General features: G+C 45.6%; 25 protein-coding genes and 2 tRNA genes. 8 read left to right on the plus strand and 19 right to left on the minus strand.

All coding sequences use genetic code 11. From position 1 onward, the window contains the following. Window positions 1-65: 65 nt before the first annotated feature. The 5 genes from VX730_06735 to VX730_06755 form a co-directional block, all read right to left on the minus strand. Complete coding sequence (locus VX730_06735; protein MEC9292079.1) at window positions 66-341, minus strand: hypothetical protein; 276 nt, start codon at window positions 339-341, stop codon at window positions 66-68. A gap of 124 nt (window positions 342-465) precedes the next feature. Continuing rightward, window positions 466-1,653: a Xaa-Pro peptidase family protein gene (locus VX730_06740; GenBank protein ID MEC9292080.1), complete on the minus strand. Its 1,188-nt coding sequence runs from the start codon at window positions 1,651-1,653 to the stop codon at window positions 466-468. 151 nt (window positions 1,654-1,804) lie between these two features. Continuing rightward, on the minus strand, window positions 1,805-2,521 hold the full coding sequence (locus VX730_06745) for a phosphatidate cytidylyltransferase (GenBank protein MEC9292081.1): 717 nt from the start codon (window positions 2,519-2,521) through the stop codon (window positions 1,805-1,807). A 2-nt stretch (window positions 2,522-2,523) separates the two neighbouring features. After that, window positions 2,524-3,207: an isoprenoid biosynthesis glyoxalase ElbB gene (gene elbB / locus VX730_06750; protein MEC9292082.1), complete on the minus strand. Its 684-nt coding sequence runs from the start codon at window positions 3,205-3,207 to the stop codon at window positions 2,524-2,526. Between the two features lie 185 nt (window positions 3,208-3,392). Then, window positions 3,393-4,268, minus strand: coding sequence for a 50S ribosomal protein L11 methyltransferase (locus tag VX730_06755; GenBank protein ID MEC9292083.1), 876 nt, complete (start codon window positions 4,266-4,268; stop codon window positions 3,393-3,395). Between the two features lie 147 nt (window positions 4,269-4,415). Here VX730_06755 and VX730_06760 point away from each other — a divergent pair, with 147 nt between their 5' ends. Then, a complete protein-coding gene (locus tag VX730_06760; protein ID MEC9292084.1) occupies window positions 4,416-4,841 on the plus strand; it encodes a hypothetical protein in 426 nt (141 codons plus the stop codon). 35 nt (window positions 4,842-4,876) lie between these two features. Here the strand turns inward: VX730_06760 and VX730_06765 are convergent, their stop codons facing one another. Next, a complete protein-coding gene (locus tag VX730_06765) occupies window positions 4,877-5,263 on the minus strand; it encodes a hypothetical protein (GenBank protein ID MEC9292085.1) in 387 nt (128 codons plus the stop codon). A 127-nt stretch (window positions 5,264-5,390) separates the two neighbouring features. Continuing rightward, window positions 5,391-7,559, minus strand: a complete 2,169-nt coding sequence (locus VX730_06770) for a UvrD-helicase domain-containing protein (protein MEC9292086.1) — start codon at window positions 7,557-7,559, stop codon at window positions 5,391-5,393. Window positions 7,560-7,755: 196 nt separating this feature from the next. Here VX730_06770 and VX730_06775 point away from each other — a divergent pair, with 196 nt between their 5' ends. Next, complete coding sequence (locus VX730_06775; protein MEC9292087.1) at window positions 7,756-8,421, plus strand: hypothetical protein; 666 nt, start codon at window positions 7,756-7,758, stop codon at window positions 8,419-8,421. Window positions 8,422-8,481: 60 nt separating this feature from the next. Here the strand turns inward: VX730_06775 and VX730_06780 are convergent, their stop codons facing one another. The 10 genes from VX730_06780 to VX730_06825 all read right to left on the minus strand — a co-directional run bounded on the left by VX730_06780 (window position 8,482) and on the right by VX730_06825 (window position 16,350). Then, window positions 8,482-8,793, minus strand: coding sequence for a hypothetical protein (locus VX730_06780; protein ID MEC9292088.1), 312 nt, complete (start codon window positions 8,791-8,793; stop codon window positions 8,482-8,484). Between the two features lie 141 nt (window positions 8,794-8,934). After that, a complete protein-coding gene (pip, locus tag VX730_06785; GenBank protein ID MEC9292089.1) occupies window positions 8,935-9,891 on the minus strand; it encodes a prolyl aminopeptidase in 957 nt (318 codons plus the stop codon). Between the two features lie 125 nt (window positions 9,892-10,016). Beyond that, on the minus strand, window positions 10,017-10,373 hold the full coding sequence (locus tag VX730_06790) for a hypothetical protein (protein ID MEC9292090.1): 357 nt from the start codon (window positions 10,371-10,373) through the stop codon (window positions 10,017-10,019). Window positions 10,374-10,506: 133 nt separating this feature from the next. Beyond that, window positions 10,507-11,223, minus strand: coding sequence for a hypothetical protein (locus VX730_06795; protein MEC9292091.1), 717 nt, complete (start codon window positions 11,221-11,223; stop codon window positions 10,507-10,509). A gap of 121 nt (window positions 11,224-11,344) precedes the next feature. Continuing rightward, complete coding sequence (locus tag VX730_06800; protein ID MEC9292092.1) at window positions 11,345-11,854, minus strand: hypothetical protein; 510 nt, start codon at window positions 11,852-11,854, stop codon at window positions 11,345-11,347. Between the two features lie 85 nt (window positions 11,855-11,939). Beyond that, entirely contained in the window at window positions 11,940-12,671 is a 732-nt protein-coding gene (mnmD, locus tag VX730_06805; protein MEC9292093.1) for a tRNA (5-methylaminomethyl-2-thiouridine)(34)-methyltransferase MnmD, read from the minus strand. A 202-nt stretch (window positions 12,672-12,873) separates the two neighbouring features. Further along, window positions 12,874-13,119, minus strand: coding sequence for a DUF3977 family protein (locus tag VX730_06810; protein MEC9292094.1), 246 nt, complete (start codon window positions 13,117-13,119; stop codon window positions 12,874-12,876). After that, on the minus strand, window positions 13,120-14,667 hold the full coding sequence (gene lysS / locus VX730_06815) for a lysine--tRNA ligase (GenBank protein ID MEC9292095.1): 1,548 nt from the start codon (window positions 14,665-14,667) through the stop codon (window positions 13,120-13,122). Window positions 14,668-14,825: 158 nt separating this feature from the next. Further along, a complete protein-coding gene (locus VX730_06820; GenBank protein ID MEC9292096.1) occupies window positions 14,826-15,728 on the minus strand; it encodes a cysteine synthase family protein in 903 nt (300 codons plus the stop codon). A 10-nt stretch (window positions 15,729-15,738) separates the two neighbouring features. Beyond that, the gene (locus VX730_06825; protein MEC9292097.1) at window positions 15,739-16,350 is read right to left on the minus strand and encodes a Yip1 family protein; all 612 of its coding nucleotides are present in this window, start codon (window positions 16,348-16,350) and stop codon (window positions 15,739-15,741) included. A 201-nt stretch (window positions 16,351-16,551) separates the two neighbouring features. Here VX730_06825 and VX730_06830 point away from each other — a divergent pair. From VX730_06830 to VX730_06850, 5 genes are all read left to right on the plus strand, one after another. After that, window positions 16,552-16,626 (plus strand) — tRNA-Thr (locus VX730_06830). A 143-nt stretch (window positions 16,627-16,769) separates the two neighbouring features. Beyond that, window positions 16,770-16,843 (plus strand) — tRNA-Gly (locus VX730_06835). Between the two features lie 286 nt (window positions 16,844-17,129). Then, a complete protein-coding gene (locus tag VX730_06840) occupies window positions 17,130-18,179 on the plus strand; it encodes a trifunctional transcriptional activator/DNA repair protein Ada/methylated-DNA--[protein]-cysteine S-methyltransferase (protein ID MEC9292098.1) in 1,050 nt (349 codons plus the stop codon). Window positions 18,180-18,293: 114 nt separating this feature from the next. Beyond that, a complete protein-coding gene (locus tag VX730_06845; protein ID MEC9292099.1) occupies window positions 18,294-18,506 on the plus strand; it encodes a hypothetical protein in 213 nt (70 codons plus the stop codon). A 124-nt stretch (window positions 18,507-18,630) separates the two neighbouring features. Continuing rightward, the gene (locus VX730_06850; protein ID MEC9292100.1) at window positions 18,631-19,314 is read left to right on the plus strand and encodes a hypothetical protein; all 684 of its coding nucleotides are present in this window, start codon (window positions 18,631-18,633) and stop codon (window positions 19,312-19,314) included. 41 nt (window positions 19,315-19,355) lie between these two features. Here the strand turns inward: VX730_06850 and VX730_06855 are convergent, their stop codons facing one another. Both VX730_06855 and VX730_06860 read right to left on the minus strand, forming a co-directional pair. Then, window positions 19,356-20,036, minus strand: coding sequence for a hypothetical protein (locus tag VX730_06855; GenBank protein MEC9292101.1), 681 nt, complete (start codon window positions 20,034-20,036; stop codon window positions 19,356-19,358). A gap of 65 nt (window positions 20,037-20,101) precedes the next feature. Continuing rightward, on the minus strand, window positions 20,102-22,783 hold the full coding sequence (locus VX730_06860) for a DUF2339 domain-containing protein (GenBank protein ID MEC9292102.1): 2,682 nt from the start codon (window positions 22,781-22,783) through the stop codon (window positions 20,102-20,104). Between the two features lie 317 nt (window positions 22,784-23,100). Between VX730_06860 and VX730_06865 the strand changes: the two genes are divergently transcribed. After that, on the plus strand, window positions 23,101-24,720 hold a 1,620-nt coding region (locus VX730_06865), incomplete at its 3' end, for a hypothetical protein (GenBank protein MEC9292103.1).

Below are 24,720 nucleotides of genomic sequence, written 5' to 3' on the forward strand. Positions count from 1 at the left end.
CCTTGGTATACATAGCATCAAGCATAAAAAACAAACCGCCCCAAAGGGCGGCTTGCTGAGATCGATTAGACGCGCATGGCTTTCCTGACATCGGCTGCCATGACCTCCATTTCTTCAAGGGTGAGTTGATGATCAACTTCGACACAAGGAGCAACACCACCCATGGGCATTGCATTGGCGCCACGAGCGTGCTGTTCACACTCGTAGCCCCTTGTGCCATTGTTGAACCATGTGGCGCCATGTTCCGTGCAGCGGGTGCGGTTGCATTCGCCGCCAAACACTTGGCCCTTGTCGCCTTCATGCTTGGGATAGCGATTCGGGTGACGTTCAGTAGTTGCCATGGGAAACCTCCATTGTGGCATAGGAAAAGAAGAAGTTAATGATGATGAAGATATGGGAATAGAGCAGACTTAATACAAGCCTTCTATGAAAAAACAGCCCCGAGTGGGGCTGTTTTAAATCGATTTAGAAGTCTGAAGGTATGGAAATTTTATCCACGTCCAGCTCCTTGGGTAGGCTTGTGATGTTGTCACAGCCTGTATCGGTTACCACCAGAATGTCCTCAATGCGAACACCGCCAGTGATACCGTTATGGCCTTTGTAGTAGAGGCCAGGCTCGTTAGTCACAACATTCCCTGTCACAAGCGTACCTTCACGCGAGCCAATGCCCGGGCTTTCATGCAGGCCAAGGCCAAGGCTGTGGCCAACACCATGGAACATGCCATGCGGCACAGTTGCATCTGTTGGGTAACCAGCTTTTTCGTACATGGCAATCACACCGTCAAAAATGGCTTTGCTGTCGGCGCCGTTTTTCACCTGCGTTTCCACCCAGTTGTGCGCGTCTAGAACCATGTTGAACATGTCTTGCTGCCAAGGCTGAATAGGGCCTTTGATCACTGTACGTGTCAGGTCACCCCAGTAGCCGTCTGGCATACGTGGGAAACAGTCCATCACGATCAGCTCACCAGCTTTCAGCGGGCCATGGCCACGCTCGTGCGGGTCAGAACCTTGCAAACCACATGCGATAATCGGACCATCAGATTCCATGGTACCGTAACCTGCCTTGTAGATTTCAAGGCTCATTTCAGCGCGCAGAATTTCAGCCGTCAGAACCTCGCCGTTCCACATGAGTGTGTTATCATTGGCGATGGTACTGTCTTGCAGAATTTTGAAAGCACGGTAAAAGCCGCGTTCGTTGATGGCTTGTGCGTCTGCAATCTTTTTGATTTCATCCGCATCTTTGCGCTCACGGCAAGGGAACATCGGTGAGGCGTACGTCACTTTAAAGCCTGCATCACGTAGAGCATCTACGTAATCGCCGGCCATGCCGTCGTCACTGCGGTCGCCATTTTTAGCCACAACCACTTCTGTTGCGCCAATGTGGTTGAGATACCAAATGGCAATGTCAATGTTACCTGTAATACCAGCGCGTTCTTCTTCAGATGCGTTATCTTTCAGAAGAACCGAGTAGTTGATCACTTTCGTACGGCTGTTGACATGGCTTGTCATGCTGCCGAAGTCTAGCGCAGATGTGAGAAGGACACCCCCCGCGTTTTCATCACCCACCCAAACCGCAGGGTCGTGGTGAGGTGTGCCAGTGGCGTATTGAATGTTGTCACGGGCTTCAATAAGAAGGTGAACCGTCTTTGTCATGTGTGTATCTCCTTAGGAGTTCATCCCTAAATGGTTTCTTTGGATCAAAAAACTTATTTTTTGTCGTTCATGTGCATGTGTGCACACATCACTTCGCAAAATAAATTTTTCAATTCCAAATCGTAAACTGAATTCCATTTATAAATGAACTTTACAGTAGTGAAAGAATGAAGAGTGGAAACGCCAATAGAGGCGCTGCGAATAGGTAGCTATCGTAACGGTCTAAAAAGCCGCCATGATGCATGAGTGCTGTACCGCTGTCTTTTACACCAGCCATACGCTTCAGCTTGGATTCATACAAGTCACCAGCCACTGCGCTTACGGCAATGATGGCGCCTGAAATAAGGCCAAGCAGAATCGGTAGACCAGCAATGCTAAACAGCAGAACACTGCCAAGTGTCCCCACAAGGATACCGCCCACAGCACCTTCAATGGTTTTACCCGGAGAGATCTGTGGAGCAAGCTTGCGCTTACCAATACGTTTACCAACCAAATATGCGCCTGAGTCATTCAGAGAAATAACAAGGGCCAGGTAGAGGATAAACAGGTGACCAACGTCTGCTTCTTTACGAATAAAGAACAAGCAGAGCGCGCTGATAACAACCAGTAGAATGGGAAGAGGAGGGAGTTTTCCTTTAAACATATGGCCGAGTTCACGGACCATCATAACCGAAAGCACACCCATAGCTACGCCAAATGCCCATGCAGGCAAAGCAAGCGTTACGAACAGAACAACGGCAGCCATAATCAGCCCCATTGCTACACGTCCTTGCTTTTCAGGGAGAACCTCAAGCATGTCATGTACCTTTGAAAAACGAGAGAAAAGTCCAGATGTGTTTGAGTTCACTGTCTTTGTTTTTGGAAACATTGTCAAGCCGCCTTTGCTGATTGAGCTGTTGTGTAGACCCATGAGACGAGTTTTGCAATACCGAGTTCAATCTCTGCAATGTTTTTACCAAGCATGTAAGCAGGTGTTGAAGCAATGCGATTCTTCTCATCAATAATGATTTCATCAACATTACACATAATACCAATATTTTCTAATGCATTAATGGCGAGAATTGTGCCTTCGTCTTGCCCTGTTGTGAGTTGAACCATACGGCCTTGTAAGGCTGGTGCAGCAATACTGGCAGGAGAAATACACATAAAGCCCATAGGTTTAGCTGCCATGTGCATGGACTGGATAAGTCGTGCAGTTTGAGGCTCTACAATGGTTTGTGTTTTATCGTCAATGAGCGCAAAATTAGAAATGTTTTTAGCTGCACCAAAGCCCCCAGGAATAATCAAGGCATCTAAATCATCTTCTGTGATATCAGCCAGATCTTTTATATCACCTCTGCTTATGCGGGCAGCCTCTACAAGTGTGTTACGTGTTTCGTTTATCACTTCCTCACCAGTTAGGTGATTGACTACATTTTTTTGAGGCATATTAGGCGCGATACAAACAGGTGTGCCGCCGTTTTTAAGGATATGAAGCAGTGTCAGCGTCGCCTCATGGATTTCACTGCCGTCATTTACACCGCATCCAGAAAGCAAAACACCGATTTTCATTATCTTTTATCCTTATTGTTAAAACCTATTTCATAACTCTACTATAACTGGCTGCAAATGTTTATCTTTTTGCGCGTCCAGTGCTCATGTATGTTTAATACACTGCGCGCTGGTTCTCAAAGATAATCATTTTCGCTTCGTTCTAGCGAGTTTTTAAACAGATTTAGGCGTAATCGGCTTAAATCGGTTTAACTGATTTTCTTCATAGCCAGCGCCACCCATTCTTCACGTTGCTCACGTGCGGTGACTTCCATCCCTAGGGCACGGTAAGCTTTTACAATCGCGTCTTCTTGGTGTGTAAGGAAACCTGAAAGAATTGCAACGCCGTCTTTTTCAAGTACGTTCACGAGACCATCTGCCATTTGCAGCAGTGGGCTTGCTAGAATGTTTGCAAAAATCAGATCGTATGGGGCCTTCTTAGAAACTTCAGCCGTGTTAAAGCCGTTTCCAACAAGAGACGTGACTGCCTCGCTTGCACCGTTATTGGCCATGTTCTCTTTGCAGATATCAATGCTTGGCTCGTCAATATCAACCGCAAGGAAAGGTGTGTTTTGCTTTTTCGTGGCACCCAGCGCAAGGATACCGCTTCCGCAACCCATATCAAGGCCGTTCTTAAATGTACGCTCTTCACTCAGCTTGCTGTAAAGCACAAGGCAGCCATATGTTGTTGAGTGCTCGCCTGTACCAAAGGCCATGCCTGCTGGAATATGCAAACTTAGTTTGTTTTTTGGAGGTGTTTCATCAAACGAATGTATAAAGAAATCACCTGCTTCTAAAGGAGGAAAATCTTCACGCATTTTGCTTTGCCAGTCTTCGTCTGACACAATTGTAATAGCATGCTCTTTTGAACTTAGGCCGCAGCTTTCAGCAGCTTCACGCATGCAGCTTTGTACATCAGCGTCATCAATACGTGGATCAAAGAAGGCTGTGACTACCCAGTTCGCATCGTCTTTGTTCACTTTGCCAATGTCTGTGGCAGTGGCAAGGCCAAGCACCATATCTTCAAACAAGTGAAGGTGTTGATCTGGAACATTCATTTGAACTTTTTTAGCGGCTTGTGTCATCAGTTTAAGCATCCTTGTATTGATCTCGGCTCAATGTATCCGAAAAAGCGTTTTAAATCTAGGTGAAAGCGTTGCAAATATCTAAGGGGATTGATATGTTGAGGCGAATTTAATCTTTTTCTCTTTTTCCCTTCTGGAGTTTTTACTATGAAAGAAGTAACCCCCCGTGAAATGGAAGTGATTGGCACCATTAGCCATGTTGTGAACATGGTGCGTGTCATGGACAGTATCGTTGCTGAAGATCAGGCCCGACATGTTGGTTTTTCTGGTCATGTGGGTAGCAGCCTTTTGGATGTGTTTACCGAGATGAAGTGGTCTTATGAAGAGCTGTGCATGAAGCTGTATGCGGACCTGCCTTCTCAGGAGCGTGTCACACCTGTACGCGGTGAAGCGATGTCAACCTATGCAGGGGCGGTTTATGCCAACCTTGATACGTTGCTTAAAGTTTTGGAAAACGACACGACGCATTTTACGGACAGTGAGAAGAAAACGCTTAGCGATTTCTTGAGAACTGTTCAAAAGCGTGTGTGTGCGCCGTTTATACCTGGTCGGGTAACCAAAATTATCGAATAAAAAAAGCCCCCAGTTGGGGGCTTTTTGCATGAAGATTAATCTTCGTCGTTTTCTTCAGTCTCAACAGAGATGGTTACAGGCCAATCAGGCGTACCGCCCCAGGCAAAGTTCATGGCCCAGTGTGCCATTTCGTTCAGCAGGGGTATAACCTCTGCCACGGCATCTTCCAGAGAAGCTTCGCCAGCTTTGAACTTCAGAAGGCCCGGCATCATGATCAAATGCATTTTCAGGTTCAGGTCTTCTTCATCATCAGCGGTAACGGACGTGGTGCTGTAAGTGCTCGGATCAGGCAGACCACGCTGTTTCAGCGTGCTCAGGGCAACTTGTGCCTTGTGCCAGTTATCCGCATCCATATGCAGCTTCATGCTGTTCAGAACATCTTCAAATTGCTCAATGGTAATGGAGGTGTTTTCTTCAGACATAGAAATCTCCTGTTGCTGAAGGGGGAAAAGAAAGTCAGATAGAAATCAACGTGAAGATATACAGCTGCGCGCTTTGGAACAAGTAAAAAGTATAATTCTAAAAAAGCCCCCGTAGTGGGGGCTTAAATTAGCGAACCACTTCTAGCTTAGCGAGGCCTGCGACAAGTTTCTTTTGGCCGGCTTTATCAAAGGCGATTGTGAGGCGGGCGCCTTCACCTTTACCTTCTGCGCTTTTCACAATGCCGTAGCCAAATTTATCATGGAAGACACGGTTACCTACATTTACCTCAGCACCAACGGCACTTGTGTAAGAAACAACAGGCTGCGTGTTCTCGTAGCGGTCTACACTTGAGTGCACTTGTGGACGGAAGAAACCTGTATCAGGCGTTGCAGCCACCATGTGCAGTGCTTCGTCTGGCATTTCAGCAAGGAAACGAGACGGCGTAGCCGGTTGGAACTGACCATACATACGACGTGAAAAGGCGTAAGAGATAATCAGTGTTTTACGGGCACGTGTGACCGCTACGTAAGCAAGGCGGCGCTCTTCTTCAAGGCCTTTTTTACCTTCTTCATTCAGGCTGCGCTGGTGCGGGAAGAGGCCTTCCTCAAAACCTGGTAGGAAGACATTTTCAAACTCTAGCCCTTTGGCGGCGTGAACAGTGGTGATCTTCACTGTGTTTGTACTGTCCGCATCTCTGTCCATCACAAGGCTGATGTGCTCGAGGAAGGTGCCAATATCGCTAAAGTCTTGCAGAGCCCGGATAAGCTCTTTCAAGTTATCAATGCGGTTTTTCGCATCAGGATCTTTATCAGTACGTAGCATTTCTAGGTAGCCACTATCTTCCAGAAGGTTTTCCATTAGTTTATCTGGAGAGGTGGTTTCCATAGCTTTGCCCGCATCATCAATCAGAGCAATAAACGGACGCAGTTTATTGGCAATGCGACTCTGCAATATGCCGTTCTCAATCGCCATACGGGTGGCAAGGTACAAGCTTGTTTGGTGCTCACGTGCGAGTTGAGTAAGGGTAGCAATGGCCGCAGGGCCCATACCGCGCTTCGGTACGTTTACAATGCGCTCAAAAGCGAAGTCATCGCGTGGGCTATTAACAAGGCGTAGGTACGCAATAGCGTCACGAATTTCTTTACGTTCGTAGAAACGCAGTCCACCAATTACCTGATATGGAATCCCTTGGCGGATGAAGCGTTCCTCAATAGAGCGGGTTTGTGAAGCCGTACGCACCAGGATCGCAAAGTCATCCCATGCTTCGCCTTGCAGGTCAGTTTCAATGCGATCAGCAATAAAGCGCGCTTCTTCACGGTCATCAAATACTGGGTGTACTTCGACTTGCTCACCGTCATCGTCAGAGGTCCAAAGGGTTTTATCGTGGCGCTCTTCGTTATATTTAATCAGGCCTGAAGCTGCATTTAGAATGTGGCCTGTTGAGCGGTAGTTTTGCTCTAGACGAACGGCTTTTGCACCCGGGAAGTCGCTATCAAAGCGGAGGATGTTCCCCACTTGAGCCCCACGCCATGCGTAAATAGACTGGTCATCATCCCCCACCACGCAAATGTTATTGTGAGTTTGAACCAGAAGCCTTAGCCACAGGTACTGTACCGTGTTGGTATCTTGGTACTCATCAACCAGTACGTACTTAAACTGGTTCTGGTAACGAGAAAGAATATCTGGGTTCTTTTTAAATAGCTCAATTGGACGAAGAAGCAGGTCACCAAAGTCTGCTGCATTCGCATCAGCGAGGCGCTTCTCATACATTTTGTAAAAATCAATCACGGGAATTTCAAAACCGTAGTGTTCGTTTTCAGGCACTTGGTGCGGAAGCCAGCCGTTATCTTTCCATTTTCCAATCAGGTAAGTCAGTTGGCGGGCGCTTAGTGTGCTATCGTCAACGCCGCGGTCTTTTAGAATTTGCTTACACACGCTGAGCTGGTCATCAGCCCCCAGAATGGTGAAGTTACGATCAATAAAGCCAGCAGCTTCAGCATGCATACGTAGAATGCGAGCCCCAAGGCTGTGGAAAGTGCCCAGCCACATACCAGAAGCGGGCATACCGAGCATCTGCTCAATACGTTCCAGCATCTCTTTTGCAGCTTTGTTGGTAAAGGTTACCGCAAGCACTTGAGAGGGCGCTGCAAGGCCACTCATTAGAATATGCGCAAGACGTGTTGTCAGCACACGTGTTTTACCTGTTCCGGCACCTGCGAGCACAAGAAGAGGGCCCTCTGTATGGAGGACGGCTTCACGTTGTGGGTCATTCAGTGTCGAGATCAGATCTTGCATGTTTTTGGCCTTAGAATTGTTTTAAAATTTAAAATATCATTTTGTGTTATTTTGTCCATACTTAAGGCATGATGTGGCGAATTTTCGCCACTTTTTTATCATTTTGGCCTTGAAAGTTTACCTGCCCATTCACATACCCTTGCTACAGACGGCAGAACGTGAGAATCTGCCAAAGTTAAAAAAGGATTTGAAAACAATGACAAACGTGCAAAACACAGAAAAGCAGACATTTTCAGCAAAGCTGATGCAACTCCGCTCGACTCTTGCGCATAAGGTAGCAAGTGCGCTGATTGGTCGTCCAGTGAGCATTAGCACGACACCAGCGAGCACAATCGCATCGTCTATGATCCTTTGGTATTTTGAAGGTAATACACGTAAGTTTATTATGGTGCGTGAAAAGCAGGATGAAAACCGCGCACGCTTTGTAAGCTGCCTGGATAGTGGTAAGTACGAAAGCCCATCAGTTGCGCTGATGAACACCTGCCGTATCGCCCTAGGTGAAGCCTTCATTAAAACCGTTGATAAACGACTCTTTGATGTGGACCGCGTAATGAGCGCGCCAATGTTTAAATATGAAGACAAGTTTACAGGCAAGATTCGTCCGATCCAAGCACTGGTGTGGATGATGCAGATTACGCCTGAGCAAGCTGAGCTGTGCCTCACCCATAAAAAGGGCGCAGAAGTGGTGGCAATTCCTGAATTTGCCATAGTAGGTGGGGATGTAACCCCGAGCCACCGCGTTATTTACCAAGCCAGCCTAAGGCACATCCATGCACAAAGTAACCGTGCGGATGCAGACCTGTTTGAAGCGCTGGAAGACTTGCTTAAGGACAATGCACCATCCACAAGGATCTTGCACTAAGCTTTACCTAAGCACCAAAAAGCCCTGCATTTGCAGGGCTTTTTTAGTCGATTTGACGGCTTAGCAGTCAAAGATTTGTGCAATCAGGATTTGGGTTGGGTCATCCGGAATTTCTTTCAGAATCACCAAGCTGAAATCACAGACGTCTTCTTGACGCTTTTGGCTGTAGCGCTCGCTCACGCTGCAGTTCATATCTTTGAAGGCCTGCAGGCGCGCAACGATGACGCTTTCTACATCGCCGCTGAACAGTCTTTCAGGGAATTCAGAGCAATGCTGGTATTCAGGAGCAGTTGCCTCAGATGTTTCTTGAGCAAAAGTCGGTGTGGACAGGGCCAGAATAGCAGCCGTAACAGCAATCATATGCCTTAACATGGCAGGTCTCCTTTCAGAAAGAGGGACGCAGATTTCATATGTATTAATAAAATGGTATACAAAACAGGACGGGCGCGCAAATAGAAAATAAAAGAAAATTTAAAAACCCCGCATTTGCGGGGCTTTTGCTAGGTATTTAATTTATGCTTCAATATGAGAAAAGGCGTCCGCTGCCTCTACAAGAGACTTGGCCGTACCATTCTCCATAGCGCTGTGGCCAGCATCAGGTGTAATAATTAGTTTTGACTCAGGCCATGCTTTATGGAGTTCATAAGCTTGAGAAATTGGGCAAACCACGTCGTAACGGCCATGCACAATGGTGCATGGGATGTGACGTACTTTATCAATGTAGTGAATCAGTTGATTATTTGTGAGGAAGGCATCGTTCACAAAATAGTGCGCTTCAATACGGGCAAATGGCAGAACAAATTTCGGGTCTACGCCTTTTTCAATCAGTTCCTTGCTTGGAAGCAGTTTACTTGTGGCCATTTCCCATGTGGTCCAGTGCTTTGCTGCTTCAAGACGTACGTTTTCATCATCGCTTGTCAGGCGCTTGTAGTAGGCGTACACAAGGTCATGGCGCTCTTCTACTGGAATGTGGTGGCTGTATGTTTCAAACGCATCAGGGAAGATGTGTGATGCGCCTTCTTGGTAGAACCACTTAATGTCTTGTTCTCTGCATAGGAAGATACCGCGCAGAACCATAGCGCTTACGTGCTTTGGGAATGATTGTGCGTAAGCAAGACTGAGTGTACTACCCCAGCTACCACCAAAGAGGTGCCATCTGTTAATGCCAAGGTGAATGCGGATTTGCTCAATATCATCAATCAGGTGATCTGTGGTGTTATCTTCAAGAGAAGCAAATGGCGTACTTTTCCCACAGCCGCGCTGGTCAAACAGAATAATACGGTATTTATCAGGGTTAAAGAAACGTCGGTAAAGAGGGTCTGTACCACCACCAGGTCCACCATGAATAAACAGCACAGGAATTCCTTCTGGGTTACCTGATTCTTCCACGTAGAGTGAGTGCACATCGCTCACCTGTAGCATGTGGGATTCAAAGGGTTCAATTTCTGGGTAAAGGTGCTGTTCAGACATGGTCTCTCTCTCTTTTTATCTCTTATTTATAGAAAGTCTTATAAAAAATAAGATAGGTTTTTCTTTCAAAACTGTCACATGAAAAAAGCCTTCCTAGAGGAAGGCTTTTCACATTATCGATTAGATCAGTTGAACTGGCTCAGGATGCGCTGACGGGCAGCGTCCTGATGAACAGCCGCAACGCCTTTGAGGCCAAGGGCCTTGATGGTGGTTTCCAGGCCGCCTTCATGGTTGCAGGCGGTCAGCAGCTCTTGCAGGCGCTCGTCACTCACAGTGTCATCTTTCATCAGGTCCTCGGTCATGTTATCACGAACAGCATAGTAAGCCTGGTCGTACATCAGGTGGCGAACATTGCTCGATGAGGCCGGCAGGGTCTGGCAGGCATCGTTGACAACTGCTTGGGCTGTGCTGGCCACAAGGCCCTTGCATGCCTCAACGATTTTGCTGGCGAGTTCAATACGCGGCAAAGGCGAAAAAGTCATGAGCATTCTCCTATTGTTGCTCGGTGGAAAAAGAGTGAAGATTTTAAGGTAGATGAGATATAGAGAGGGAAGGGTAAGATGTCAATGGCTGTATATGAAAAAAAAGCCCTTAAATAAGGGCTTTTTCGTCGATTTAGGTCAATTTATGACTGGCATGGAACACGGTGATGGTGTCACCTGAGGGTAGAACATCATATTGTGATACATTTTCACGGGCGATGTCTTCATTGTTCCAAGTAGGAGACTTGGGAGGCCTCAGAGATGCGCCAAAGGAGCCAGCATGCAAAGACGAGGGCCAGTACAGGTCACCTTGATCTGTTTTAACCCAAGTGCTGCCGCCATCACGGGCAACGCTGATATCCAGCCTTTCCATGGCGTCCATCGGTTCGCCAAGCTTGCCGATATAGTACTTAAACTGAGAATAGCTTTCACCTGCATAGGAGGTTACAGCGATGTAAATTTCAGCATCCACACGGAAGAAGTGACGCAGTTCCAGCTTTTTGGCCTCAAGGGGCGGCTTAAGCATGGTCGGCGTGGGGCTCGGCAGTGGCAGCAGAGTGACCTGCGCTAGGCTGAGATGTTCATGATAGCGATACACCGTGCCAGTATCATCAGGCGTTTGTTTGAACAGAATGTGAGCTGGACCTGAGAAATGCAGCTCCATTGGTGGCAATACAGTATTTGGCCCTTGCAGGGTGAGCACACGAATGCCGTTCTGTGTCGCAATGTGAGTTGTTTTCAAAGCCTGAAAAGTTTTGCCATCAGGACTAAAGAAAACCAATTGCTTGGAGCGTTCATGGATCACCAAGATTTGCTCTGCGGAGTTTTCAAGACGAAAAAATCGGGGCATAGAGTCCTCGTTGGGTTAGGAAAAAGGAAAGAAGTTTTTGTTATTCCAGCTGTTTATATGGGAAATCTGGGGCATGAGCAAGCAAAAAGCCCTCCAAAATGGAGGGCTTTAAATTCGTATGTTATGCAGGGAAGATGATTTCTGATTTGTAGATCAGGTCTGTTGCAATCAACAGATCAATAAACCCTTTATGCTCGCTTTTGGGATTTTGAAGTTTTTCCCAAATGTCATCCTTTTCTTCGAATGGCAGTTCGTCAAAGGCTTTGAGAAGCTGGTACAGGGCCGTTGCGCAGGCGCCAGGCTTCTTGCTGACACGGTCGCGGAGCTTGAAGAGAACTTCAAAGGCGGTACGGGCTTCGCTAAAGTCGCCGGATGCGGGTTCAGAGCGGAAATTGCCTTTCACGGATTTGAAATCGGCTTTGGGGAACCTGCCGTTATCCACATGTTTCAGTGTTTCTTGTTTGCGTACTTCATTCTTGGATGTCAGGCCGAACAGAACTTTGCGTTGGGAGGCCGGAGAAAGCTGCAAAAACTTTTGCAGGGAAGATACTGGACGATCAAGAGTGGCTTCGGAAGCTTCTCTCATGAATATGAGCACGGCTTCAAACGTGTTGGATTTTGGGGCAGACATGGTGCATCTCCATCAGGATAGATGTGTAAAAACGGGAAAAAGGATATTAAATCAGAGCATTATTAACTGGTATACACCTTGGGTGTCAAGCCAAAACGCCGAATAGCATATCGCGCTTTTTACCAAAGCCTTCTGTTTTGGTGACGTTGAAGCCTGCAGCTTCCAGTTTATCGCGTACATGACGAGCTGCAGAGTAGGTAGCAAAGGTACCTTCTGGCTTGGTGTGTTTACCAAGTGCAAGCATGAGTTTTTCGTCCCAAAGTTCTGGGTTTTTAGAAGGTGCAAAGCCGTCCAGGTACCATGCATCGGCCATAAAATCAGCCTCTGGAAGGTGCTCAAGTGCGTTGTGGTTTAGTACTTGAAGCTGCACACCCATAAAGTCATCTGGGGCAATGAAGTCTTCACTATGGATTGTCTTGTAAGTTTTTGAAAATTCAAGAATATAAGGTGAGAGTGACTCATGCTTTTCAAGGTGTTTTTTCACATCATAAAGGTCCAGTGGATGGAGCTCATAAGAGAGATAAACAAGGCGACCTTTCGGTTTTGCTGCAAGCCATGCGTCAACTGTTGTGAGGAAGTTAAGACCCGTACCAAAGCCAAGCTCACAGATTGTGAAAACTTCGTCTTCTTCTAGCTTTGCCCAGCGTTCCCCTAGGTTGTTACCACCAATAAATACATGACGTGTTTCATCGTCACCGCCTTCTTTGGAGCAGTACAAATCATCATACATACGAGACTTTAGAAGTCCATCTTGCCAGTACACACCCTCAGCAGGGCCTGCCATCGCCATTTTTTTGTGGTTAATGTATGGTGCCATGTTTGTTTCCTTAATTACTTCTTCACTCTCAGCCTATCATTTTTCAAATGTAAAATTTGTAAAATGATATTCTCCGTGAAGTGTTATCTTGAAGAAAAGCTTTTTAGGTATTTTAGTCCTGCCAACAGTCCTAAAATATTTACTTTTCTTCGCTCAAAACCTCTTAAGGTTTTGGCTTCGTGTTACTTCGCACTCTAGTAGGCTAACTCTTTGGTATGCCTTCTAGGCCAAATAAAAACTTAAATCTGCGCTTTGGTTTTTTCGTAATAGAAAAACCGTTCACTGTGGAAGCTACAAAAACTTTATAGCCAATCCATATGCGAAGATAAATGCCTTTAAGTGAAAACGAGACAAAGCCGGGTTGCCTTGTCTCGTTTCCATGGTCATCTTCAAGTTCAGTATTGATAAAGGTTTCGTTACCAAAACCGATTTCAGTAAATACCTTCACTTAAGCCGCGCTTTCATCTTTCTTCTCTTCAGAAGCATCAACACTAGTGTTTTCAGTACCAGCATTTTCTGGGCGCTGAAGCGGGAAGAAGATCACGTCACGGATGCTCTCTTCGTTTGTCAGAAGCATGACCAACCGGTCGATACCGATACCGATACCACCAGCAGGTGGCATACCATGCTCAAGGGCACGGATGTAGTCGCTATCGTAAGGCATCGCTTCATCGTTACCTTTAGCAGCTTCTTCAACTTGCGCTTGGAAACGGCCTGCTTGGTCAGCAGGGTCGTTCAGCTCACTGTACATGTTCGCGATTTCCCAACCGTTGATGTACAGCTCAGCACGTTGTGCAATATTGCGGTTATCATCATGCGTACGCGCTAGAGGCGACGTAGCAAGTGGGTGGTCGTAAATGTACGTTGGGTTAATCAGTTGGCTTTCACATAGCTCTTCAAATAGCGTTGCGAAGATATGGCCTTCTTCCTGCCAGTCTTCAACGTCTACGTGGCAGCGTTTTGCAAAGGCAAGCATGCTTTCTTTGCTCTCTAGGTCTTCTTCTTTCGCACCACCAAGTGTGAGAAGGGCTTCTTTCATGCTCATGCGCTTCCATGGGCCTGTGAAATCAATCTCTTTATCACCGTAAGTGAGCTTTGTTGTTTCAAATACTTTTTGGCATAGGTGCTTAATCAGTGCCTCAACAAAGTCCATTGTATCGTTTGCATCCCAGTATGCTGTGTATGATTCAAGCATTGTAAACTCTGGGTTATGCTTAATAGAAATCCCTTCATTACGGAATACGCGAGCCATTTCAAACACGCGCTCAAAACCACCGACAACAAGGCGCTTCAAGTGAAGCTCAAGTGCGATACGGAGGTTTAGAGGGATATCTAGAGCATTGTGGTGTGTACCAAACGGCTTGGCTGTTGTGCCACCAGCTTCATGGTGAAGGAATGGTGTTTCAACTTCTAGGAAACCTGCATTTTCGTAGAAACGACGAATCTCAGACATGATTTCACAACGCTTACGGAATGTGTCGCGTGTGTCTTTGTTGACAATCAGGTCAACGTAGCGCTGACGGTAACGTGTCTCTTTATCTGTTAGGCCGTGCCATTTCTCTGGAAGAGGGCGCACAGATTTTGTGACCATTTTGTAAGAGTCAGCCTTTACAGAAAGTTCACCTTTCTGTGTACGCATCATTGTGCCTGTAATACCGATGATATCACCAACATCACATGTTGTTTTAAACTCGTCGTAAACTTCTTTTGAAAGTCCGTCTACACTTAGTGCACACTGGATTTGACCAGTTTCATCCTGCAGGCGTACAAACGCCAGTTTACCAAACTCACGAATAAACATCGCACGGCCTGCGATCACCACCTTATCAGTTAGCTCACCTAGCTCTTCGCTGCTCATTGGGCTGTATTTATCCCAAAGGGCGCTTGCGCTATGTGTTGGCTTAAAATCGTTTGGGTATGGGTTGGTGCCAGCTTCGCGCAGAGCGTCTACTTTTGCGCGGCGTGCATCAATGACAGAGTTTGTTTCCAGTGTCATGGGGTTTTGGACTTTCTTTTGTATAAGCTTTTACAGCCTCAGTTGTAACAATTCAGCGGAAAAATTTCAATGGCTAAGGGTCATTTTTGAGAAAAGTATACATATTTTTTCTGGGTCTCATGAAAAACACCCCCGTGAGGGGGCGTTTTCTTTTTGTCTTAACCTTCGTTTTTGAAGTGGTCGTAGAGGTATTTCTCGCCCTTATCACAAAAGAAGGTGAGGACGGTTTTGACGTCCTTGTGTTTTTCTCTGATGCGCTCAGCGGCAAGCCAGTTGGCACCACTTGATGGGCCAACAAACGTACCGTATGTTTTGGCAAGCTCTTTCATTTTAGCAACGGCATCTTCACCTTTAACTTTTACAATGTCGTCAATTTCGCCCCTGTGGCGCTCAATAATGCCTGGCACAAAACCGTCAGAGATGCCTTCAATCAAGTGATGACAAAACTCACCACACTTAATCAGCGCTGCGCCGTCAGGCTCCATAGCTACAACTTTAAGGTTCGGGTTATGCTTTTCTTTAAGCACTTTACCAACACCGATGAGGGTTCCTCCTGTACCAATGCCATTGGTAATGGCATCAATGGTTACACCTTCTGGAATTTGGGTCAGGATCTCTTCTGCCATCCAGTGCATGTTCTCTTCTACGTTCCACTCATTGTTAAACTGTTGAGGACACCAGTGGCCGGGTAGGTTCCCAAGACGGATCGACTCTTCCATCGCTTCATCCACGTTGAAGGTACCTACAAAACGCACATCTGCACCAAAGGCACGTGAAATATAAGCGCGCTCTTGTGAGAAATCGCTCGGCATGCAGACAATCATTTTGTAGCCCTTAACCGCAGCCACCATGCTCATGGCGTTGCCTGTGTTTCCGCTGGTTGATTCTACAATGGTGTCGCCAGGTTTAAGCAGGCCTTCTTGTTCCGCACGCTCAATCATGTACTTGGCAAGGCGCGCCTTGAGAGACCCTGATGGGTTTAAGAACTCACATTTAATGAGGTTATTATTCAAATGCAGAAGAGGTGTGTTGCCAATGGCGTCAAGGATTGTATTTGCCATTTACGTCTCCTTACTTCGGAATGTTCATGTGTTCCATGCCTGCAAAGTCCTCAGGCATTGGCTGGTGCGGTATTACTGGAGAAATAATCATCATGATCACGATGCAAATTACCATTGGGGCCACTACAAGAACGATTCTTTGAGGGAGCTTTGTGACATCAAGCTGCTCACCTGCTGCTTTGTAGAGTAGGTAAATTGTGTAAGCCAGTAGAACAAAGCTGAGGAGCGCAAGGAATGTCAGAACATTAAAGATGAGAGAAATGATAATCATTGGGATCATCGTGAGGAATGTGACGCTGAATGCTTTATCAAGGTCATCTTTACCGCCAAGCATTGGCGCCATTTTACCCATAATGAAAGCAAAGAGCAGAAGGCCTGCAGCACCGAAAATTGGTTCAAGAATTGTTGCAACAATAGAAATAGGGTTACCTGATACAATGTTCAGAATAAAGGCAATGATAGCAACCAAAACAAGCAATGGAAGCACTTGAGTTGTCATGGTTGTTTTCCAAGAGCGGCCTTTAGCAAGTTCTGCACTAATGGTTTGGAATGGCGATTTAATCATATTTTTGCAAAGTGCGACCATATCTGTTGCCATTGCTTTTGCATCAAAGTTACTCATGGAGAACCTACCTTTTTAATTGTTTTTACCCGTAGAAAGTTTAGCAATCCCCAAAGGCCTGTGCAAGCAGAAGGGCAGATGCAGAAAAAGTTAAAGCGGGCGCTGTGGTATCTGCTGCGTATAAAGGCATAAAAATAAAAGAAGAGGGGATAAATCTCTTGACGAGGCATCCATAGTTTTTTAAAAGTAATGCACTACCCAGCTGGTGTAGCTCAGTGGTAGAGCACTTCATTGGTAATGAAGAGGTCGGAAGTTCAATTCTTCTCACCAGCACCAGTAAAGCTAAAATTAATATTTACTTTGTTTGAGGTAAAATTTAGATTTTGGCAGGATGTTTGTGGTTTTGAGTGACGCCGTGTACTTTAAATGTACACAAAGAACGAAAAACGCAAACAACCAAACAAAAGACAATTTTATACGCGGGATTAGCATAGTGGTAATGCTCTAGCCTTCCAAGCTAGCTAGAGGGGTTCGATTCCCCTATCCCGCTCCATTTAAATGAAAAGCACCCCTTGTGGGTGATTTTTTATTTAAATTGGTAGGGTTGGGAAGCGAACCATTGGGTTCGACAGGAGCGTAGCGACGCAGAAACCGAGCGTTAGCGAGGGACCCGTAGGGTGAGGGCTTTAGCCCGAATCATTCCCCTATCCCGCTCCATTTATTTCAATCGCCCAGAGGGCGATTTTTCTTTTTTAATAAATTCCATGCCTGAATTTCGGCGGACAAGGTGTTCAAAGCCCTCTATACTCCTAAACGAATTGTAATAGAAGAGTTTTAGGATGCAATCAGCACAGAAAAAGCAAGAGTTCTATACCGCCTATGTGGAAAGGAACGCTGAATATGAAGGTGTGTTCTTTATGGGGGTGAAAACGACAGGTGTGTTTTGTCGTCCGAGTTGTACGGCACGTACACCTAAGTTTGAAAACTGCGAATTTTTTGAGGATGCACAGGAAGCACTACTTGCAGGTTATAGGCCATGTAAAAAGTGTCAGCCGATGTCTCTACCAAATGAAGAATCTCCACTGATTAAAAAGCTGGTGGCTGCGGTGGAAAATGAGCCTGATAAACGCTGGAAAGATGCAGATTTTAAGGCCCTTGGAGTAGATAGCTCTACTGTGCGCAGGCAGTTTAAAAAACGCTTTGGCATGACGTTTGTAGCTTATGCAAGGGCGCGCCGTATGGGCATTGCCCTTAAAGATATCAGAGAAGGAGCATCAGTGATTGAAGCGCAAGTTTCAGCTGGATATGAATCTGGCAGTGGGTTTAGAGATGCGTTCTCTCGCATTATTGGTAAAGCGCCAAGCAAAGAGCCTGAATTGGTTTTAAAGGCAGAGTGGATTGATACGCCGATTGGTGCCATGCTTGCCATTGCGGATGATGATGGTTTATATCTCCTTGAGTTTACCAGCCGCAGAGGACTGGAGCGTGAGATTGAGCGCATGCGCAGTCAATTTAAAGCGGTGATTCTACCGGGTGGAACGCCTGTGATTGATCAGCTAAAAACAGAGCTTGCATCTTACTTTAAAGGTGAGCTAAAAACGTTCAAAACACCGCTTGTCTATTGCGGAACGCCTTTCCAAGGGCAGGTGTGGGACGCCCTACAGGGGATTCCGTATGGCAGCACGCGCAGCTACGCAGAGCAAGCTGTGCATATTGGTAACCCGAATGCCGTACGTGCTGTTGCTAGGGCCAATGGCTGCAACCAAATTGCCATTCTTATTCCATGCCACCGTGTAATTGGGTCTGATGGATCTCTTACAGGATATGCGGGTGGGCTGGCACGCAAAGAGTGGCTGCTGGCACATGAAAAGAAGCATAAAATCTCATAAGAAACCAGCCTTTAGATTGATAGTGTGATTTGTATACGTTAGAACAGCGTTAATATTTATCTGCCTAGTTTTTCTGATGCGACATGTGGTCGCTTTTACTCTAAGGAGGCTGTTATGGGTCTTATCAATTCTATTGCGCGCGATGCAAGCCATGCGCTTTCACGGGCCATTGATTTGGCAACCACGGGTACTTTTGCTCTGGTGCTTGCCATTATCTTTCTGCTGATGTTCAGCAGCGGTGCAGGCACTCTGTTTGCGGTACTGTCTCTGGCGGGCTTTGTCCGTGCAGGATGGAAGTACTTTGAAGGCGCTGTAAAGCTCTTTTAAATCGAATTAAAAAACACCCCAAGCGGGGTGTTTTTTATAGATGAGAAATGTAACTTTTTGTTGTGAATTTATGGGCTTTGTAATATTTATACGGGTGTTAGTTTTTAAGAAATAGGTGAGAAAAATGTTAAATAATTTAAAAATTATACCGCTTGCACTTATTACAACTGTGCTTGTTGGTTGTGCTGGTAATAAACCTCCTTTAACGCGCGCAGAGCAGCTTGCAGAAAATGCAAGAAAAGAGGCTGAGAAAAAAGTATTTGAGCAAGAGCATTTAACCAGGGTGTATAATGGAAAAAATAAGCGTGAGATTATTGATGCAGCTGAAAAGGTATTAAAGCTTTCAGACCCTAAAGATTTTGGGTTTTCTCATCATGATAATGGGTTCAAAGCCCGTAGAGACTGGGATTATTATGCCGTTTTTACAAATGAAAGAGGGACAGATAACTGGACAGTTAATGTCAAAGAGCTTTCAGGAGGGAGAGTTGAAGCTACTGTAGAAGAGAGGACTGATCGTGCAAGTAGTCAACCTAATTATATATATGTCCATGGTGTAGGTACAATGAGTACAGGAACAACAGTTAGGAAGACAGAGTTGATTTCTGAAAGCTCAGCGCTTTACGATTTATTCTGGAAGCGAATGGACTATATATTAGGACAGAGAAGCGATTGGACAACCTGTGAATCCCATAAGCAAGAGGTGAAAAGCAATAATAAGCTTTCAGGTAAATTTAACCAACTCTGTGGCCCGTTAGCTAAAGATTTACTTCCTGAGGAGTTAAGAGAAGAAGCAAAAAATAAAGCTTAAGTTCTAAAAAAAAGAGCCTCTATTTAGAGGCTCTTTTCTTCTTAGCTGTTTCTCAATTCTTCAGGAAGCTTATCAGCTGAAAGGCTCCCGCATAGGGGGTTAAGTTTATTCCCTTTTTTAACTTTTTCTTCTTGATGTAATTTGTTTAGACCAAGTTGGTTCTTGAAGTCCTCACATGTTGTCCAAGTTTGAGTTTTACCTAGTAAATAGTCCATTCGTTTCCAGAATAAGCTGTAAAGGTCTTTACGATTTTGGAATAGCTCTGGCTGGGTCATTTTTTTTCTACCTGCAAATGTAATACCTTCTCCTATAGCGTAGATACTATTATCGCCATAGTTTACACCACCTGTATTGAGAGTAACTGTCATTTTAATACTGTTATTGGATTGTTCCTCTGTGTGAACTTCCCATTTGTCAATGCCGCTATCTGCTGTAAGTATGGCATACCAGAGCCATGAACGATTTGCGAGGAACCCGTTTTTATTATGAATAAATTTTGTATCTTTAGGATCCGATAGTGTAAGTAGCTTTTCAGCAGCTATAATGACTTCCTCTTGAGTCTTCCCTTTGTAGATGCGAGTCATGTGTGTAGCTTCAAAGACTTTACGTTCTTCATCTTGATTGAATTGTTCTTCTCGGCTGAGTTCTGGGGCTTGTTTGTTGCATCCATAAATTGTTAGACATGCTGATGCAATCAGCATATTTCTGAATGTTCGTTTCATAAGGTTTCTATCTCCATAAAATATTAACTTTAAAGTTTATATACGAGCTTTGTTACAACGTCTCGTTATTTTTTCGAGGCTGGCGGGATTGGTGAAAAGTAACCCACACCCACAAGCATGAGGCCTGTGGCAATGAAGGATACTGTTTTCGCAATCATGCTTGCCTGTGAGATATCAACAAGGAAGAGCTTACCAACTACCACACAAATAAGGCCAGCACCTGTGAGCCATAGTGTGCGGTGCTGAATACGTGCACCGTAAAGCACCATAGCAAGGGCGATGGTTGTCCATAGGATCGAGGTTGCTGCAAGGAAGGTATTATCATTCCAAAGTTCATCCATATTATATGATGTAGCGCCCGAATACTCCACGATAGTACGTGCCAGTACTGTGTTTATAAATATAAAGCATAGTGCGCCCCACCCTAGAGTGAGGTAAGTTTTATAATTCTGTAAATATATAGGCAGTTTTTTCTGGTATATAAAAAGGACATAAAGGGCAAAAAGGTTCACAAGTTCTGCTGAATATAGCAGTGGAATATAAACGCCTTGTTTATGGTATCCATGCGTGAATTCAAACAATATAAATAGAATGACCACTACTGCAATAATTGGGAGTGCAATGTTTTGGTAGGTATCTGCACGCTTTTTAAAGGGTGACAGTATTTGTATACCTTTGTAAGGAATAAACCAAAGGGCAGCGGAAAATAATAGGAATCCAACCAGCTCAGAATGGAAATAGCTAATGTTATCTGTGATTATATTTGATGTCCCAAGGATACAAAAGCTTTCATAGGCTGCAAAAGAGAGAGAGCCTAATAGCCCTATAGCGCATGAAATTGATAATTTTTTCTCTGGTAGTTGCTTGAGTAGCATGAAGTGAACGGCAATGGCAGTAATCCAAGTTATCCAGCCAAAAGGAAGAACTGTAAGGCCAGTGATCCCTAAGCCTTTGTGCCACATAGTGGCTTCAATCCAGATTCCAGCAGTAAATACAGCCGGTGTATAGATAGGTGAGAGCAGGCCAATGTCTTTCCATTTAAGTTTGTTGCTCATGCACTGGAACCCTGCAGTAATAAGCACAAATGCAAGGACAAAGAGGTTGTACCCTGCAAAGTATATAACAGGGTCGGCAGGGTTATAAAATATGATAGGGCTTGTCAGGTATTCATTGGTGCCGAAAATTAAAATTTCTCTAAATAATCCTGTAAAAAGCCATGTCATGCCCCAGAGCGTACAGTAGAGGCTGGCATTGCCTTTATCTTTACCGGTAATATAGCTAGTAAACAGGCCTGCTACAGCAAGGCTCATGAAACTAATAAATTCTGGGTTGAAGATCGGTAAGCCTGTTGTATGGCTCGCAAATGGGTTGAGGTACTCAAGGATGAGTGCGCCACCTGCAAGCAGTTGAAGAATAATACCTGCTGTTGCTGTCGATCTGCTGCCTTGACGCAGGCCAAGCCATACAGCGGCAGCACCTTCTAGCGCCCAGAGGGCACCCACTTCACGGGCATCAAACACCAATGGAATTGTGAGCGTACCAAGGATGGCTGCAAGCGCCATGAATGAAAGTCTAATGCCTTGCATCTGCTTTTGGCCTTGTAGGATAAGGGCTGTAAATCCATACACAAGGGCCATGCTGGCAGAGGTATAAGCGTAGCCGTACTCAATGTCTCGCATTGGGAACTCATTGAAGGCGAGAATCGCAAACGGCAAAGCAAATGTGATGAGGCTATCCACATAGCCGTCGTTATTCACCACTTCTTTACGGGCAAAGAGAATGCTGACAGCAAGGTAAAGGATGAAGAATGTTGCCAGCATCATTTGCATAAGTGGAATATCTTGTGGTGCGTACCATTGTGGAATAAGTACAAATGTGCTGAGGAAGCCAAGAATGTTCAGCAGTCTCCATGACTTGTAATAAGCCGTAGAGAGGACAATAGCGTTTAAAATGAGGTAGTACGCAAAGACGTAGATGTCGGGGATGTCTTTGGCAACACCAGAAAGAATAGGGGCCACAAATCCACCGCCAAGTGCCAGTACAGCAAGGGAAAGGGAGTTGTTTTTAAGTGAAAGCGCAAGGCCAGCACCACCAATAACACAAGTGAGAGGCAGGGCAACTTTATAGCTCAGGAGCTCAAACATGAAGTACGCGGCGTAGGTATCTAAAAACAGAACCGCAAGACCTGTCCCCATAAGAGAGAGGCCGTAAACTTCTTTATCTTTTTTCAAGTAATGGCCAGCGCCAATAAAGGCGAGACCTGCAAGCGCAATACCTGACACTTTCATGAGAGGCGTAATTTCAATAAACGGCGTGATGGTCTTCATGAGGAAAGAAATACCAATCAGAAGGATCACAACACCAATACGTACAAGGCCTTTATCGCCTTTAAAGAAATCAATAATCAGATTGAAAAAGCTACCTGCAAGCTGTGGTTCTGGCTCTTTTTTGGTAGGTGTTTTCTTTTTAGGAGCTGCTTTGGCAGCTTTAATTGCCTTGGTGGCAGGTTTTTCGTCTGCTGTTTTAGAAATGGATTTTTGGATGTTTTGAACTGCTTCGACAGCTTTTTTCTTCGTTTGGCTCTTTTTAGGTTTAAGGCTCGCAAGTTGCTCTTTGGCGCTTTTTAGGTCTGCGCGCGTTTCATATAGAGCAAATATCAGCCAGCCAAGCAATCCTCCTGTAATCCAGTGAATCTCTTTAAAGCTTAAAGAAATAAGAATGCCGAGGGCGGCGCCGAAGTAGTTCATTTGTATAGCCTTTTATTAATTCTTAGGGGTGAGTTTACCCTAAAAAGTTAAATGCGACAAAGATTGTTGCATATTCTGCAAGAGGTTTAGGCACGAGCTTTGCTTTAGAAAACAGTGATTTAAAATGTAACGCTGGATTGCGCTCAAGTGTTGAGAATACAACAGTTTGTGGCAAATACGTCAGGTAATGTCCGTATGCGAGCAATATGTACACATTTTTTTAATACGGTCTCGTGTAGACTTACATAAGAATAGTGGAAAACTGTGACTGAAATGGGGAACGGGGCATGAAAGCCTACAAATTATCTATATTATTTATGCTATTAGTTGCACCTATGGTGCATTCTCAAGCGACCTTTAATGTGCAAAGTTCTGGCCGAGGGTTAGAAAATGCCAAAATGGGCGCGCGTATGCAGCAGCTTCATGACAGTCAACAAGCCACCATTGATCTTCTTCAGCCACAATCCTTTTCAGTCCTTCCAGATTGTGATGCCCTTGGTGAAAAAATTAATTGGAACGCAGGCACTAACTCCTTTACATGTATCCAAGAGGATGACCCAACCGTTTACGGGTTCGCCAAAGACCCGCTTCCGACGTGTGCTGGTACAGAATTCTTGCAAGGGGATGGTACCGACCTGTCTTGTGTAGATGCCACATCCGTTGTAACAGGTTCTGAGATTGACCCTACGGTTACAGATTTCGCGAAAGATCCGCTCCCAACTTGTGGCGCCAATGAGGCCCTTAAAGGGAATGGTACGTCACTGACTTGTGTGGCTATTTCTGGTGCAGGTGTGGAGAGTGACCCAACAGTTTACTCTTTCGCACAAAGCCCTCTACCAACCTGTGGTGTAGGCCAAGTTCTACGTGCTGATGGTACGTCTCTTTCTTGTGTAACAGATACAGACGGTGGATTTACCGAGTCTGACCCTCTTACAATGACCTTTGCAAAAGGGACACTACCGGTTTGTGCCGCAGATGAAGTTTTAAGTAACACGGATGGCCTTGGACAGGCCTTTGCCTGTGTAGATGCTGCAACTGCCGCTGCTGGTGCAGCCGATGACCTTGGTAGCCACGTTGCAACGCAGGCTCTAGATATGGCAACGTATGCTATCAATAATGTAGCAGACCCTACAGGTGCGCAGGATGCTGCAACAAAAGCTTATGTAGATGCCGAGGTTGCTGCTGGTGTGGCCAGTGTATCTGAGACTGACCCAACAGTGGAAGCATTTGCAAAGAATAACTTGCCAAACTGTACGGCAAGCCAACTATTAAGCGGGAACGGCACAGCATTGTCTTGTGTGGATGCCGCAACAGCGGCAGCGGGTGCTGCTGATGACATGGGTGACCATGTAGCTGATCAAAATATTCAATTAGGATCTTATTATCTCTCAGGTGATGGGGATAATGAAGGGGTTCAAGTGAGTGGGTCTGGTGCTGTAAGCATTCTTAAGAACGGTGCTGCGACAGGACTAGATGTGCAAACAAATGGCGCAGGAGGGATAGGGGTTCATGGTCGTGCGACTGGTTCGTCAGGCGTTGGTGTGCGTGCCACTGCAAATGATGCGACAGCAACGGCGCTTATTGTAAGTTCTACAAACGGTAAAGCTTTTGAGGTTGCAAGTGGTTCTGTACATATGGGGTCTGGGCGTGTTCAAGATGTTGCTGACCCAACTGCAGCGCAAGATGCCGCCACAAAGGCATATGTGGATGCACAGGTTGCTGGTGGTTCTGGTGACTCAGGCACTCTTGACGGTTTAGATAGCACCCAGTTCCTGCGTAGTGATCAGGCAGATAGCACAACAGGTGCGCTTGGTGTTGGTAATGCAGATCGTGATGGTACGTTAACAGTTACTGGTTTAGCTGGACATGATATTACTTCTGCAAATGCTGCTGGCCAAGGTATCCTTGTGTTACAAGGTACAACAGGAGATAGTGCG

It is taken from the genome of Pseudomonadota bacterium (assembly GCA_036141575.1).
Classification (GTDB): domain Bacteria; phylum Pseudomonadota; class Alphaproteobacteria; order UBA2136; family JAPKEQ01; genus JAPKEQ01.